This window comes from Streptomyces sp. NPDC001822, from assembly GCF_042892135.1.
Lineage (GTDB): Bacteria > Actinomycetota > Actinomycetes > Streptomycetales > Streptomycetaceae > Streptomyces.
This window is the reverse complement of record NZ_JBIATW010000010.1, coordinates 22,445-35,596: the sequence shown is the minus strand read 5'-3', so window position 1 is coordinate 35,596 and position 13,152 is coordinate 22,445. Positions and strand designations below refer to the sequence as shown.

At 72.4% G+C, this 13,152-nt stretch carries 12 protein-coding genes; 3 read left to right on the top strand and 9 right to left on the bottom strand.

What is annotated here, in order from left to right; all coding sequences use genetic code 11:
• Positions 1 to 41: 41 nt before the first annotated feature.
• On the top strand, positions 42 to 509 hold the full coding sequence (locus tag ACFYY2_RS22685) for an RDD family protein (protein WP_388745647.1): 468 nt from the start codon (positions 42 to 44) through the stop codon (positions 507 to 509).
• A 118-nt stretch (positions 510 to 627) separates the two neighbouring features.
• On the opposite strand, the gene ACFYY2_RS22680 is transcribed toward ACFYY2_RS22685, so the two are convergent.
• The 4 genes from ACFYY2_RS22680 to lipB form a co-directional block, all read right to left on the bottom strand.
• Positions 628 to 1,335: a DUF4191 domain-containing protein gene (locus tag ACFYY2_RS22680; protein WP_388745645.1), complete on the bottom strand. Its 708-nt coding sequence runs from the start codon at positions 1,333 to 1,335 to the stop codon at positions 628 to 630.
• Between the two features lie 30 nt (positions 1,336 to 1,365).
• Entirely contained in the window at positions 1,366 to 1,566 is a 201-nt protein-coding gene (locus tag ACFYY2_RS22675; RefSeq protein WP_388745643.1) for a hypothetical protein, read from the bottom strand.
• A gap of 270 nt (positions 1,567 to 1,836) precedes the next feature.
• Positions 1,837 to 2,805, bottom strand: a complete 969-nt coding sequence (gene lipA / locus ACFYY2_RS22670) for a lipoyl synthase (protein WP_388745641.1) — start codon at positions 2,803 to 2,805, stop codon at positions 1,837 to 1,839.
• A gap of 135 nt (positions 2,806 to 2,940) precedes the next feature.
• The gene (gene lipB, locus ACFYY2_RS22665) at positions 2,941 to 3,753 is read right to left on the bottom strand and encodes a lipoyl(octanoyl) transferase LipB (protein WP_388745639.1); all 813 of its coding nucleotides are present in this window, start codon (positions 3,751 to 3,753) and stop codon (positions 2,941 to 2,943) included.
• A 314-nt stretch (positions 3,754 to 4,067) separates the two neighbouring features.
• Between lipB and ACFYY2_RS22660 the strand changes: the two genes are divergently transcribed.
• Positions 4,068 to 5,657 carry a regulator gene (locus ACFYY2_RS22660; protein ID WP_388745637.1) on the top strand — a complete coding sequence of 530 codons (1,590 nt, stop codon included), beginning with the start codon at positions 4,068 to 4,070 and terminating at the stop codon, positions 5,655 to 5,657.
• A gap of 4 nt (positions 5,658 to 5,661) precedes the next feature.
• On the opposite strand, the gene ACFYY2_RS22655 is transcribed toward ACFYY2_RS22660, so the two are convergent.
• Complete coding sequence (locus ACFYY2_RS22655) at positions 5,662 to 6,975, bottom strand: FAD-dependent oxidoreductase (RefSeq protein ID WP_388745635.1); 1,314 nt, start codon at positions 6,973 to 6,975, stop codon at positions 5,662 to 5,664.
• 188 nt (positions 6,976 to 7,163) lie between these two features.
• Positions 7,164 to 8,063, bottom strand: a complete 900-nt coding sequence (locus ACFYY2_RS22650; RefSeq protein WP_388745633.1) for a TIGR01777 family oxidoreductase — start codon at positions 8,061 to 8,063, stop codon at positions 7,164 to 7,166.
• A gap of 95 nt (positions 8,064 to 8,158) precedes the next feature.
• Between ACFYY2_RS22650 and ACFYY2_RS22645 the strand changes: the two genes are divergently transcribed.
• Entirely contained in the window at positions 8,159 to 8,683 is a 525-nt protein-coding gene (locus tag ACFYY2_RS22645; RefSeq protein ID WP_388745631.1) for a GNAT family N-acetyltransferase, read from the top strand.
• Positions 8,684 to 8,715: 32 nt separating this feature from the next.
• On the opposite strand, the gene ACFYY2_RS22640 is transcribed toward ACFYY2_RS22645, so the two are convergent.
• The 3 genes from ACFYY2_RS22640 to aceE form a co-directional block, all read right to left on the bottom strand.
• A complete protein-coding gene (locus ACFYY2_RS22640; protein ID WP_388746056.1) occupies positions 8,716 to 9,237 on the bottom strand; it encodes a DUF4240 domain-containing protein in 522 nt (173 codons plus the stop codon).
• Between the two features lie 83 nt (positions 9,238 to 9,320).
• Positions 9,321 to 10,289 (bottom strand): helix-turn-helix transcriptional regulator, encoded by a 969-nt coding sequence (locus ACFYY2_RS22635; protein ID WP_388745629.1) that lies wholly within the window; start codon positions 10,287 to 10,289, stop codon positions 9,321 to 9,323.
• A gap of 78 nt (positions 10,290 to 10,367) precedes the next feature.
• Positions 10,368 to 13,037 carry a pyruvate dehydrogenase (acetyl-transferring), homodimeric type gene (gene aceE / locus ACFYY2_RS22630; protein ID WP_388745627.1) on the bottom strand — a complete coding sequence of 890 codons (2,670 nt, stop codon included), beginning with the start codon at positions 13,035 to 13,037 and terminating at the stop codon, positions 10,368 to 10,370.
• Between the last annotated feature and the right edge of the window lie 115 nt (positions 13,038 to 13,152).

Sequence of the window (13,152 nt, the reverse complement as noted above, 5' to 3'; positions counted from 1 at the left end):
CGCCCGGCCGGGTGCAAACGCGCGCGCAGTACCGTGGTCGGGTGGACAACAGGCAAGCAATCGGATCGTGGCTCTCGGGCCCTCGCGCGGCGGCCGAGGAGATGGGCGCCGACTTCGGTCACCGGGGCGAACGCCTCGGTCTGCCCAAGGAGGGCCCGGGGTCGATCGCCCCGCTCGGCCGGCGCTTCGGGGCCCTCTTCATCGACTGGATCGCGTGCATGGTGATCGCATACGGCCTGCTCGCTCGCGGTGACCAGCAGGCGGCGGGGAACTGGGCGCTCGGCGTCTTCCTCGTCATGAGCCTGCTGACGGTCGGAACCATCGGTTCCACCCCGGGCAAGCGGATCATGGGCCTGCGGGTCGTCGCCGAGGACGGCGGGCGGCTCGGGACGGTGCGGGTCGTCGTGCGGAGCGTGCTGCTCCTCCTGGTCATCCCGGCCATCGTCTGGGACCGCGACAGCCGGGGCCTCCACGACCGGCTGGCGCGCGCCGTACAGGTCCGTATCTGAGCCGTCCGCATCCCGGACAGAACACGTGACGGGTGCGCGCAAGGGCACCGGACAGCGAAACGGCGCGGCCCCGGACGAGATCTCGTCCGGGGCCGCGCCGTCCCACGCTTCAGCGGCGTCAGCGCATCTTTCCGCCGCGCGGCATCCGCATGCCCTTCGGCATCGGGCCCTTCGGCAGCGGCATGTTGCTCATCAGGTCGCCCATCGCGCGCAGCCGGTCGTTGGCCGCGGTCACCTGCGGGCCGGTGAGGACCCGCGGAAGCTTCAGCATCCTGGTGCGCACCTTCTTCAGCGGCACCTGGCCCTCGCCGTCGCCGACGATGATGTCGTGCACGGGTACGTCGACCACGATGCGGGCCATCCGCTTCTTCTCGGCGGCCAGGAGGCTCTTCACCCGGTTCGGGTTGCCCTCGGCCACGAGCACGATCCCCGCCTTGCCGACCGCCCGGTGGACGACGTCCTGGCTCCGGTTCATCGCGACCGCCGGGGTCGTGGTCCAGCCGCGGCCGACACGGTCCAGCACCGCCGCGGCGGCGCCCGGCTGCCCCTCCATCTGCCCGAACGCGGCCCGCTCCGCGCGGCGTCCGAAGATGATCGCCATCGCGAGGAACGCCAGTACGAAGCCCAGGATGCCCGCGTAGACCGGGTGACCGATCACGAAACCGATGGCGAGGAGGACACCGAAGGTGATGATTCCCACACCCGCGACGACGAGACCCACCTTCGGGTCCGACCGCCTGGTCATCTTGTAGGTCAGGGCGATCTGCTTGAGCCGCCCCGCGTTCTCGGCGCTGTCCGCGCCGTCAGTGTTTGCCTTCCTCGCCATGTACCGAAGTTTACGTGGCCCGGAGGTGACCTAGGAACGGTGGTCGGCCACAGCCTTCAGCACGTGCTCCGCCTCGACCCGGTCCTGTGCCCTGCGACGGTCCTCGAGGACCGCCGTCCAGGCGTTCCGGCGGGCGGTGCGCTGGCCGCTGCTGAGGAGCAGTGACTCGACGGCGCGGAGTGCGGTGGTGACGGTCGGGATCGCGTTGGCTCGTACCGGCGCGGCATGCATCGTGGACGTTCCCCCTCGGAGCGGATGCGCGCACCCGGCGCGCACTGAGTAGCGGGAAGCAATGACCGCGGTGGCCACGGGAGCCATCGCGTATGTACCTAGGGTCACTGCTCGGTGTTACCAGTGCATGACCGGTCGGTCAAACACCAATGAAACTCTGATTTCGGCGCCGCGCACGTCGACGCGGCCCATACGGGCCCCCGACCTGCGGGGGGCGTACGGACCGCGTCGTCGCGGCTATTACTGTTCAGTAATCGGTTGTGCGCCGATTCACACGGAGGGCGTGGCCGCGGTGGCGGCGCCGCGGCGCTCGATCGCCTGCTGGAAGAGGCGTCCGGCGCGGTAGGACGAGCGCACCAGCGGACCCGACATGACGCCGGAGTAACCGATCGCGTCGGCCTCGTCCTTGAGCTCCACGAACTCGTGCGGCTTCACCCAGCGCTCGACCGGGTGGTGCCGGACGGAGGGCCTCAGGTACTGGGTGATCGTGATGAGCTCGCAACCCGCGTCGTACAGGTCCTGGAGCGCCTCGCTGACCTCCTCGCGGGTCTCGCCCATGCCGAGGATCAGGTTGGACTTGGTCACCAGACCGGCCTCGCGGGCCCGCGTGATGACTTCCAGGGAACGCTCGTAACGGAAGCCGGGGCGGATGCGCTTGAAGATCCGCGGCACCGTCTCCACGTTGTGCGCCAGCACCTCCGGGCGCGAGGAGAAGACCTCGGCCAGCTGCTCGGGCTCGGCGTTGAAGTCGGGGATCAGCAGCTCGACCTTGGTCGCGCCCGCCTCCCGCTCCGCTGTCAGCGCGTGGATCTGGCGCACGGTCTCCGCGTACAGCCAGGCACCGCCGTCCTCCAGGTCGTCGCGGGCGACGCCGGTGATGGTGGCGTAGTTCAGGTCCATCGTGACCACGGACTCGCCCACGCGGCGGGGCTCGTCGCGGTCGAGCGCCTGCGGCTTCCCCGTGTCGATCTGGCAGAAGTCGCAGCGCCTCGTGCACTGGTCCCCGCCGATGAGGAAGGTGGCCTCGCGGTCCTCCCAGCATTCGAAGATGTTGGGGCAGCCGGCCTCCTGGCACACCGTGTGCAGCCCCTCGCTCTTCACGAGTTTCTGCAACTGGTTGTACTCGGGGCCCATCTTCGCCCGGGTCTTGATCCACTCGGGCTTGCGCTCGATGGGGGTCTGGCTGTTCCGGACCTCGAGGCGCAGCATCTTGCGCCCGTCGGGTGCGACAGCGGACACTCCGGCACTCCCCTTAGCTCTCACTGCATTGGAATCTTCGGCGAACACCAGGGTACGCCCGTGGTTAGAACGGTCTTACGTCTGCCCAACCTGTGGCCGACAGGCCCTATTCCCGACGGGCCCGTGAGAGCCCTCTCAGGCGGGTGTCGCCGCGGCCTCGGGGGCGCCTATGACGCGCGGCGCCGGCTCGGCGTTCTCCAGGACCTCCCGCAGGTGCCGCTCGGCGACCGGCAGCACGTCGTCGATCGTGATCTCACGGCCCAGCTCGTACGAGAGCGAGGTCACGCCCGCGTCCCGGATGCCGCACGGCACGATCCGGTCGAAGGACGTGTTGTCCGGGTTCACGTTCAGCGAGAAGCCGTGCATGGTCACGCCCTTGGCGACCCTGATCCCGATCGCCGCGAGCTTGCGGTCCTCCCGGCGCTGGCCCGCGTTGGACGGCGCGTACTCGGGGCCGTTCAGCCGGGGGTCGAACTCCTCGTCGTGCAGCCGGGGGTCGAAGTCCAGCGAGAGTCCGCCGAGGGCCGGGCGGTCCTCGACCGGGTCGCCGAGCACCCAGACACCGCTGCGGCCCTCCACGCGGCTGGTCTCCAGACCGAACTCCGCGGCCGTGAGGATCAGCGCGTCCTCCAGCCGGCGCACGTGGGCGACCACGTCCACCGGGCGGGGCAGCTTCAGGATCGGGTAGCCGATGAGCTGCCCGGGGCCGTGCCAGGTGATCTTCCCGCCGCGGTCGACGTCGATGACGGGCGTGCCGTCCAGCGGGCGCTCGCTCTCCGTCGTGCGCCGGCCCGCCGTGTAGACGGAGGGGTGCTCAAGGAGCAGGCAGGTGTCGGGGACGGTGTCCTCGAACCGTGCGGCATGCACCTCGCGCTGCTTCTGCCAGGCCTCCTGGTATTCGACGGCTTCCTCGCCGAATCCCAGACGGACGAACCGCAGCTCACTCACTCGGGTGCCTCCCTACTCGCGGTGCCGCGCGGCCGGAGGGTGTCCCCGGAACCACGTCACCATGCACTGATGTGCGCCCCCAGCCACTGTACGACCGGTCCCGGACACCCGGTCCGGCAGGCCGTACGCGGTCGAATCCGTCAGCGATCCGGGCAATCCTCACACGATCGGATGAACGTGGAGCGAAGGGCGCTGGGACCGCGGCCGGGACGGCTAAATTCGCGCCGTTCCATAACGGGCTCGCCCGCTCCCACTCGCGGGGGAGCCCGGGAGGGCTGCCCGCCCGTGCTCGATGGCAGGAGACCTTTCAGCTGATGTCGGAACGACCGCCCCAGCGCACCCCGAACCGGCGGCTCGCCGCTCTCATCGCGGAGGCCGGGTTCTCGCATGCCGGGCTGGCCCGCCGGGTGGACCAGCTCGGCCTCGAACACGGGCTCGACCTGCGATACGACAAGACCTCGGTGACCCGCTGGCTGCGCGGCCAGCAGCCCCGCGGCACCACCCCCGCACTGATCGCCGAGGTCTTCACCCGGCGCCTCGGGCGCAGGCTCTCGGCGCAGGACCTGGGCCTGGACGCGTGCGCACCCGTCTACGCGGGCCTCGAGTTCGCGGCGACACCGGCGGAGGCGGTCGACATCGTCAGCGGTCTGTGGCGCAAGGACTCGGGCAGTCACACCGAGCTGCGCAAGATCGCCTTCACCCCGGCCGGACTCGTCGTCCCCAGCAGGGACTGGCTCATCGGTCGCGCCGACGAGTGGGTCGGCCGCGGCGGGACGGCGGACCGGGCGGGCGGCCCAGCCCCGGCACCCGCCCCCCGCACCGCCACGGAGGCCCGGCCCCCGCAGGGACTCCACCAGGCGAACGGGAGCGGCGTCCCGCAGGCCCCCGGTACCCCCGGAGTGCCGAACGGCGCCCGTGGTCCCGGCCTCCCACGGCCTCCCGCGCCCGCGGCACCGCCCCTGGGCGTCCCGCGCCAGCGGCAGACCGAGCGGGGTGCGGGCCTGCGGGTCGGCAGCGGTGACGTCGCCGCGCTGCGCTCGGTCTGCGAGCTCTTCCGCACCCTGGACAACGCCTACGGCGGCGGCCACGCCCGGCAGGCCCTCGTCCGCTACCTGGAGCACGAGGCCGAGCCCATGCTCCGCGGGAGCTACGGAGAGGCCATGGGCAGGCGGCTGTTCTCGGCGGCCGCCGACCTGACCAGGCTGGCGGGCTGGACCTCGTACGACATCGCGGCGCACGGTCTCGCCCAGCGCTACTTCGTGCAGGCGCTGCGGCTGGCCCAGGCTGCCGGTGACCGGGCGTACGGGGCCTTCGTCCTGATCACGATGAGCCGGCAGGCCGTCTATCTCGGGCACGGCAGGGAGGCCATCCAGCTCGCCCGCGTCGCCCAGCAGGGCATCGGCTCCGCCGCGCCGCAGATCGTCATGGCGCTGCTGCACGCGGTGGAGGCGCGCGGGCACGGCGTCCTGGGGGAGACCAGGGCCTGTGTCGCCGCCCTCGTCCGGTCGGAGCGCGCGTTGCAGGGCGCGAGGCCCGGGGACGACGTGCCGCACTGGGCGCGCTTCTTCGACGAGGCCCAGCTCGCCGACGAGTTCGGCCACTGCCACCGCGATCTGCAGCAGTACCGGGTGGCCGCACAGCACGCCGAGCGGTCGCTCCAGCTCCGCGCGCCCGCCTTCGCGCGGAGCAGACTGTTCTGCCGTGTGGTCCTGGCCTCGGCGCGTCTCGGGCTCGGCGAACTGGACCAGGCCTGCCTGCTGGGTGCCGAGGCGGCCCAGCAGGCGGCCGAGATGCGGTCGGCGCGCGCGACGGAGTACGTCCGGGACTTCGAACGGCGCCTGGAGCCGTACCGCGACGCCGTCGCCGTGCGGGGCTACCGCGACCGGGTCGCCGCCCTGGGATGACCGCCTAAGCGGCGGCGCGGAGGCGAGTCCCGTCCTCGCGGGGCCGGCTCACCCCCAGGTCCGCGAGGATCGCCGAGGCCGCCCGCCGGCCCGATGCCAGGGCGCCCTGGACGCTGCTCACGTCGCGGTGGTCGCCGCACACGTACAGTCCGGCGAGCAGCCGGACGGGCCGCTGCGGATCATGAGGCGGCACCATCGCGGGGACGGCCTCCGGGTCGTGACGGGCGGCCAGGAGTTCCCAGTCGTGCGTGGGCGTCCCGTACAGCCCGGCGAGGTGCGCGCGTACGGTGCGGTCCAGGTCCGGCGGCTGCGGGCCGAGCACCGTGGAGGTGATCAGGACGCGGCCGCGCGGTGCGCGCGAGGGGTCCACCTCGCTCATCACCGCTGTGTGGGCGACCGGACCCGACCGGTCCGCGTCCAGCAGGAGACGCGCCCCGGTCGACGGCGCCCGGGGCGCCGTGTGGTGCAGCACCGTCACCGGGTGGAACGCCGGTGTGCGCAGACCGGGGAGCAGTTCGGCGGCGGCGCCCGCGCCGGTCGCCAGCAGCAGCGACCGGCAGCCGAGCTCGCCGTGTTCCTTGGTGCGTACGGAGGTGATGCCGGCGGCCGTCACGTGCACCCCGGTGCGTACGGTCCCGGGCGGCAGGGCGGCGGCCAGCAGTCGGGGCAGGGCCGCGGAGCCGCCCGAGGGCACGCAGAGCCGGCCGCGCGCGTAGTCGCGGAGGGCGAGTTCGGCGCAGCGGCTCGACGTGGTCAGTTCCGGGTCGCAGAGCAGCGCCGAGAGCAGCGGCCGGACGAACCCGCCGAGGGTGCGGGGCGACAGGCCGCGTGCCGACAGCGCCGTGAGCGCGGGCCTGTCGGGCCGGCCGGTGATGCGGGACTCGGGGGTGGTGGCGAGACGGGCCAGCCAGGCGCCGAGGCGGGCCTGTTCGATCGCTCCTCCCAGGGGCGCACTGGGGGCGCTCGACCGGGAGCGCACTGCGCGGAGTGCGCCCCGCGCGCTCCGTATGTCGCCGGCGAGGTACTGCCGCCCTCCGCTGTGGACGAGGACGCCGGGCGTGAACTCCCGCAGGACCAGGCCGTCGAGCCCCGGAGAGGCCGTGAGATCCGGATACGCCGTGCTGAGCAAGGGGCCCGGACCGTCGAGCCGGAAGCCGTCGACCTCATGGGTGGCCAACCGGCCCCCCACCTCGTCGGCGGCCTCCAGGACACTGACGTGCACTCCCGCGCCGATCAGCTGGTGAGCCGCCGACAGGCCGGCGATACCGGCCCCGATGATGACCACATCCGCGTGGTCTGCTGTGTGTGCCGTGAGCACGTGCCCCTCCCCGAGTCGGTGCGAATGCTGGGGGGCTATTTCCCCCAACGCGGCCCCGGAATGCCGGAGTTCGGGTCGAGGCTAGGTGGATGGCCGATACGGGCGCAGTCGCGCGCACCCAGGGGCACCGGTGCACGGGGTCGCACGGCGGCCGCACGGGCGGGCCGCCGTGGCCCGGGGAGGGCGGGTCAGCGCAGCGCGGCGCGGATGGCCTCGTCGATGCCGGGGAAGGCGAACGCGAAGCCGGAGTCGAGGAGCCGGCCGGGCAGCACCCGCTGACTGCCGAGGACGTCATCGGAGAACTCGCCGAGCGCGAGCTTCAGCGCCGGGGCCGGGGCGGTGAACAGGGTGGGGCGTTTCAGCACCCGCCCCATCGCGGCCGTCACCTGCGCGTTCGTGACGGGGGAGGGGGCCGTCAGGTTCACCGGGCCCGACAGGCTCTCCGTGTCCAGGGCGTACCGCAGGGCGGCGACGTGGTCGTGCAGGGCGATGTAGCTCCAGTACTGCCGGCCGCTGCCCAGCCGCCCGCCCAGCCCCGCTCTGAACAGCGGGAAGAGGCGGCCCCAGGCCCCGCCCTCCCGGGAGACGACCAGCCCGGTCCTGGCGTGGACCGTGCGGACACCGGCCTCCTCGGCCGGCGCGGTGGCCTCCTCCCACTCGACGCACACGGACGGCAGGAAACCTTCGCCGGGCGGGGCGCTCTCGTCGACCGCGCGGTCACCGGTGTCGCCGTAGTAACCGATGGCGGACCCGGACAGCAGCACCTTCGGCGGGGTGTCGAGGGAAGCGACCGCCTCGGCGACGGCAGCCGTGCCCAGGACCCGGCTGTCCCGGATCTCCCGCTTGTACGCGTCGGTCCACCGGTGGTCGCCGACGCCGGCACCGGCGAGGTGCACGACCGCGTCGCAGCCGACCAGCCCTGCCACATCGACGTACTGGCGCTTCGGATCCCACTCCACCTCGTCGCCGGTCGCGGCCGGGCGGCGCACCAGGCGCACCACCTCGTGCCCGTCGGCGCGCAGCGAGCGCACGAGCGCCGCTCCGATGAGGCCTGTCGATCCGGTGACGGCGATTCGGGAACGCAGCATGGCGTCCATCCTGCCCCACACGCGGCTGCTCATCCGTGACGCGGGGCGCGGAACACGGATGCCGGGCGGGGCGGCCGCGTGGCACAGTGGCGCGCATGCCCGCGCCGCAGATCAGCTCCCTCCGTCCCGTCCGCTTCGCCGTTCCCGAGGACGAGGCCGGGCTGGCGGAGCTCGACCGGGCGACGTGGTCGGGCCTCCACTCCGTCCAGCCGAGGCCGCAGCCGCCCTACGCGCCCTTCTTCGACGACCGGAACAGGCCGGCGGACTTCCTGGTCGCCGAGGCCGTCACCGAGGACGGGGAGCGGACGGCGGGCTACCTCCGGCTGGGCCGCCCGACGCCGCTCGCGTGCAACGCCCACGTACGCCAGATCCAGGGTCTCGCCGTCGCCGGGTGGGCGCGGCGCCACGGCATCGCACGGGCCCTCCTGCGCGCCGCCTGCACGGAGGCCCGGCGGCAGGGCGCGGGGCGGCTCACCCTGCGTGTGCTCGGGCACAACGCCCCCGCGCGGGCGCTCTACGCGTCGGAGGGCTTCACCGTCGAGGGGATACTGCCCGGGGAGTTCCACCTGCACGGCCGCTACGTCGACGACGTCCTGATGGGCCGTTCTCTCACCGTCTGACGCCCGGCGCCCGGCGCCCGGCGCGGTTCCGGTCAGGCCGGCCCGAAGCGTTCCCAGAGCGCCGGGTAGCGCTCAGCGAGCACGCCGTCGTCGTCGAGGCCGAAGGGCGTGCCCTCCGGTTTCGCGGCCTGCGGCGGCAGCCCGAGGTCCGGCGCGACCACCCCCGTGAGCTGCTCGTAGGCCTCGTCGGCGGCGAATCCGATCTCCTCGCCGTCCCCGTCGAGCTCCTCGCCGAAGTCGTCCAGCAGCTCGGCGAGGCTGTCGGGATCGTGCATCGCCCCCTCGAAGACCTCCCGGCCCTGGGCGATCAGCCAGCAGCGGAAGTAGTCGAACGCGTCGTCGCCCGCCCCGCCGAGCAGCACGGCCGCCGCGCCCCACAGGTCCCAGCGGTACGCGCGGTTGTAGCGGGCCTCGAAGTGCCGGGCGAAATCCAGCACCGAGTCGGGATCGAGCCGCACCAGCCGTTCGACGAGCAGATCGGCGTGGTCCTCGGGGTCGCCGTCGGCGGCCTCGCGGGTGCTGTCGATGATCTGCCAGAACTCCGTCTCGTCCATCACGGATCCAGCATCTGCCCCGACGACGGGCGACGCACGCCCAGACACCGAAATGAGGCCTTCGGCCTCACTTCCGGGGACGTTCAGCGATAGAGATCGCGCAACCGTTCGGCCGTATCGGCAAAACGTTCGCGCAGGCCGGCGGGGGCGAGGACCTCGGCCTCCGGTCCGAGGGCCAGCAGCTGCTCGTAGGCCACATCGGCGGACTCGACCGGCAGCACGACCGTGCGCAGCCCGCCGGCGTCCGGACCGGCCGCCCCGGCCAGGGCCTCCTCGGCCGCAGCCCGGTCCACGGTGTGCGGCAGCCGGCGCACGCCCGCCTCGGACAGCCGCACGGTCACCTCCGTGCGCAGGATCGACCGGGCGAACTGCGCCGCCCGCTCCTCCCAGAAACCCGGCAGGTCGAAGTCCTCGTCCCGTTCGAAGCGGGTTCCCGACACGGCGACCGCGGTGAACCGGTCGACCCGGTACACCCGGAAGTCCTCGTCCGCCCGCGCGCAGACGTACCAGACCCCGGCCTTCAGCACGAGTCCGTACGGAGCCAGCTCGCGCTCCACCTCGGCGCCCGGCCCGCGGCGGTACCGCGCGTGGACGAGCCGGTCGTCCCAGACGGCCTCCGCCACGGCGGGCAGCAGCTCCGGGGTGACCGGGTCGTGGTACCAGCCGGGGGCGTCCAGGTGAAAGCGCCGGGCCGCCGTGTGCGAGGCGTCCCGGAGCGAGGGGAGGAGCGCGGCCGAGACCTTGAGCCGCGCGGCCGACGCGGCGTCGTCGAGGCCCATCTCGCGCAGCGCGGAGGGCAGGCCCGACAGGAAGAGCGCCTCGGCCTCATGGCGGGCCAGACCCGTGAGACGCGTCCGGTAGCCCCCGACGAGCCGGTAGCCGCCCGTCCGGCCCCGGTCGGCGTACACGGGCACCCCGGCCTCGGAGAGGGCCTGGGCGTCCCGGGTCACGGTGCGCTCCGACACCTCCAGCTCCCGCGCCAGTTCGGCGGCGGTCATGGAGGCGCGGGACTGCAGGAGCAGCACCATCTTGATCAGGCGGGCGGCACGCATGCGGACCATTGTGGCGCCCGGCGGTACGACGACGGGGGCGGGCACCGGGCGAACCCGGTACCCGCCCCCGTCCAGGGCTCACATCCCGTACTTCTCCCGGGCCTCCTTGACCTTCGAGGCCGGGATCTCACCGCGGCGGGCGAGCTGGGCCAGCGCGGCGACCGCGACCGACTCGGCGTCGACCCCGAAGTGGCGGCGCGCACCCTGGCGGGTGTCGGAGAGGCCGAAGCCGTCCGTGCCGAGCGAGGACCAGTCCTGCTCCACCCACTGGCTGATCTGGTCCGGGACCGCGCGCATCCAGTCGCTGACCGCGAGCACCGGGCCCGGCGCGCCGGAGAGCGCCTGGGTCACGTACGGCACGCGCTCCTCGCCGCGCAGCAGCGCCGCGTCGGACTCCAGCGCGTCCCGGCGCAGCTCGCCCCACGAGGTGGCGGACCAGACGTCGGCCGTGACACCCCAGTCGGCGGCGAGCAGTTCCTGGGCCTCCAGGGCCCAGTGGATCGCCGTACCCGAACCGATGAGCTGGATACGCGGGGCGTCCTCCGCTGCCGGAGCGCCCTCCTTGAAGCGGTAGAGGCCCTTGACGATGCCGTCCTCGACGCCCTCGGGCATCGCGGGCTGCTGCTTCGGCTCGTTGTAGACCGTCAGGTAGTAGAAGACGTTCTCGGCCTCCGGGCCGTACATCCTGCGCAGACCGTCCTTGACGATCACCGCGATCTCGTACGCGAAGGCCGGGTCGTAGTTGAGCGACGCCGGGTTCGTGGACGCGATCAGGTGCGAGTGGCCGTCCGCGTGCTGCAGGCCCTCGCCGGTCAGCGTCGTACGGCCCGCGGTGGCGCCGACGATGAAGCCCTTGCCGAGCTGGTCGGCGAGCTGCCACATCTGGTCGCCGGTCCGCTGCCAGCCGAACATCGAGTAGAAGATGTAGAACGGGATCATCGGCTCGCCGTGCGTCGCGTACGACGTGGAGGCGGCGATGAAGTCGGCCATGGCACCGGCCTCGGTGATCCCCTCGTTGAGGATCTGGCCGTCCTTGGCCTCCTTGTAGTACATCAGCTGGTCGCGGTCGACCGGATCGTACGTCTGGCCCAGCGGCGAGTAGATCCCGGCCGACGGGAACAGCGACTCCATACCGAAGGTACGGGCCTCGTCCGGGACGATCGGCACCCAGCGCCTGCCGGTCTCCTTGTCCCGCATGAGGTCCTTCACCAGGCGCACGAACGCCATGGTGGTCGCCATCTCCTGCTTGCCGGAGCCCTTGTACAGGGCCTTGAAGGCGCGCTCCTCCGGCTCGGGCAGGGCCACGGCGTGCACCCGGCGGGCGGGGGCCGGACCGCCGAGGGCGGCACGGCGCTCCTGGAGGTAGCGGACCTCGGGGGAGTCGGCTCCCGGGTGGCCGTAGGGAACCAGCCCGTCCTCGAAGGCGCTGTCCGGGATCGGGAGGCCGAGCAGCTCGCGCATGCCCTTGAACTCGTCGATCGACAGCTTCTTCATCTGGTGGTTGGCGTTCTTGGACTCGAAGCCCTTGCCGAGGGTGTAGCCCTTGACCGTCTGGGCCAGGATCACGGTCGGCGCGCCCTTGTGCTCGACGGCCGCACGGTAGGCCGCGTACACCTTGCGGGCCTCGTGGCCGCCGCGGGAGCTGTAGAAGCACTCCGCGATCTTCGCGTCGGTCAGCAGCTTCGCCAGCTCGGCGAGCGCGGGCTCGGCGCCGAAGAAGTGCTCGCGGATGTAGGCCACGTCACGGGTGGCGTACGTCTGGAACTGCGCGTCCGGCACCTCGCGCAGACGGCGGAGCAGCGCGCCCGTGGTGTCCAGCTGGAACAGCTCGTCCCAGGCGTTGCCCCAGAGCGTCTTGATGACGTTCCAGCCGGCTCCGCGGAACGCGCCCTCCAGCTCCTGGACCACGCGGAAGTTGGCGCGGACAGGACCGTCGAGACGCTGCAGGTTGCAGTTGATGACGAAGGTCAGGTTGTCGAGCCGCTCACGCGCCGCGAGGGCGAGGGCGGCGGTCGACTCGGGCTCGTCCATCTCGCCGTCGCCGAGGAAGGCCCAGACGTGCGAGTTCGACGTGTCCTTGATGTTGCGGTTCGCCAGGTAGCGGTTGAAGCGCGCCTGGTAGATCGCCGAGAGCGGGCCGAGGCCCATCGACACGGTGGGGAACTCCCACAGCCAGGGCAGCCGCCGCGGGTGCGGGTAGGACGGCAGGCCGTCTCCGCCCGACTCCTGGCGGAAGTTGTCGAGCTGCTGCTCGCTGATGCGGCCGTCGAGGAAGGCGCGGGCGTAGATGCCGGGCGAGGCGTGGCCCTGGATGTAGAGCTGGTCGCCGGAGCCGTCACCCTCCTTGCCGCGGAAGAAGTGGTTGAAGCCGGTCTCGTACAGCCAGGCGGCCGAGGCGAACGTGGCGATGTGGCCGCCGACGCCGTACCGGGCTCCCCGGGTGACCATCGCGGCCGCGTTCCAGCGGTTCCATGCGGTGATCTTCGATTCCATCTCCAGGTCGCCGTCGAAGGCGGGCTCCGCGGAGGTGGGGATGGTGTTGACGTAATCGGTCTCCAGCAGCTTGGGCAGCGCGATGCCGGCGCCCTCGGCGTGCTGGAGCGAGCGCCGCATCAGGTACGCGGCGCGGTGCGGGCCCGCGGCCTTGGTGACGGCGTCCAGGGAGGCCGCCCATTCGGCGGTCTCCTCGGGGTCGCGGTCCGGGAGCTGGTCGAGCTCGCTCGGAAGCTTTGCTACGGGGTCGGTCATGATCGCCGCCTTCCGGAGTGGAGGGGGGTGGAGAAGGCCCTGACGGGCAGGACAGGGCGATCGGGCCGGTGGGCCCGCGACTGAACTGTAAGTCGTCGATCGATGATCGATCAAA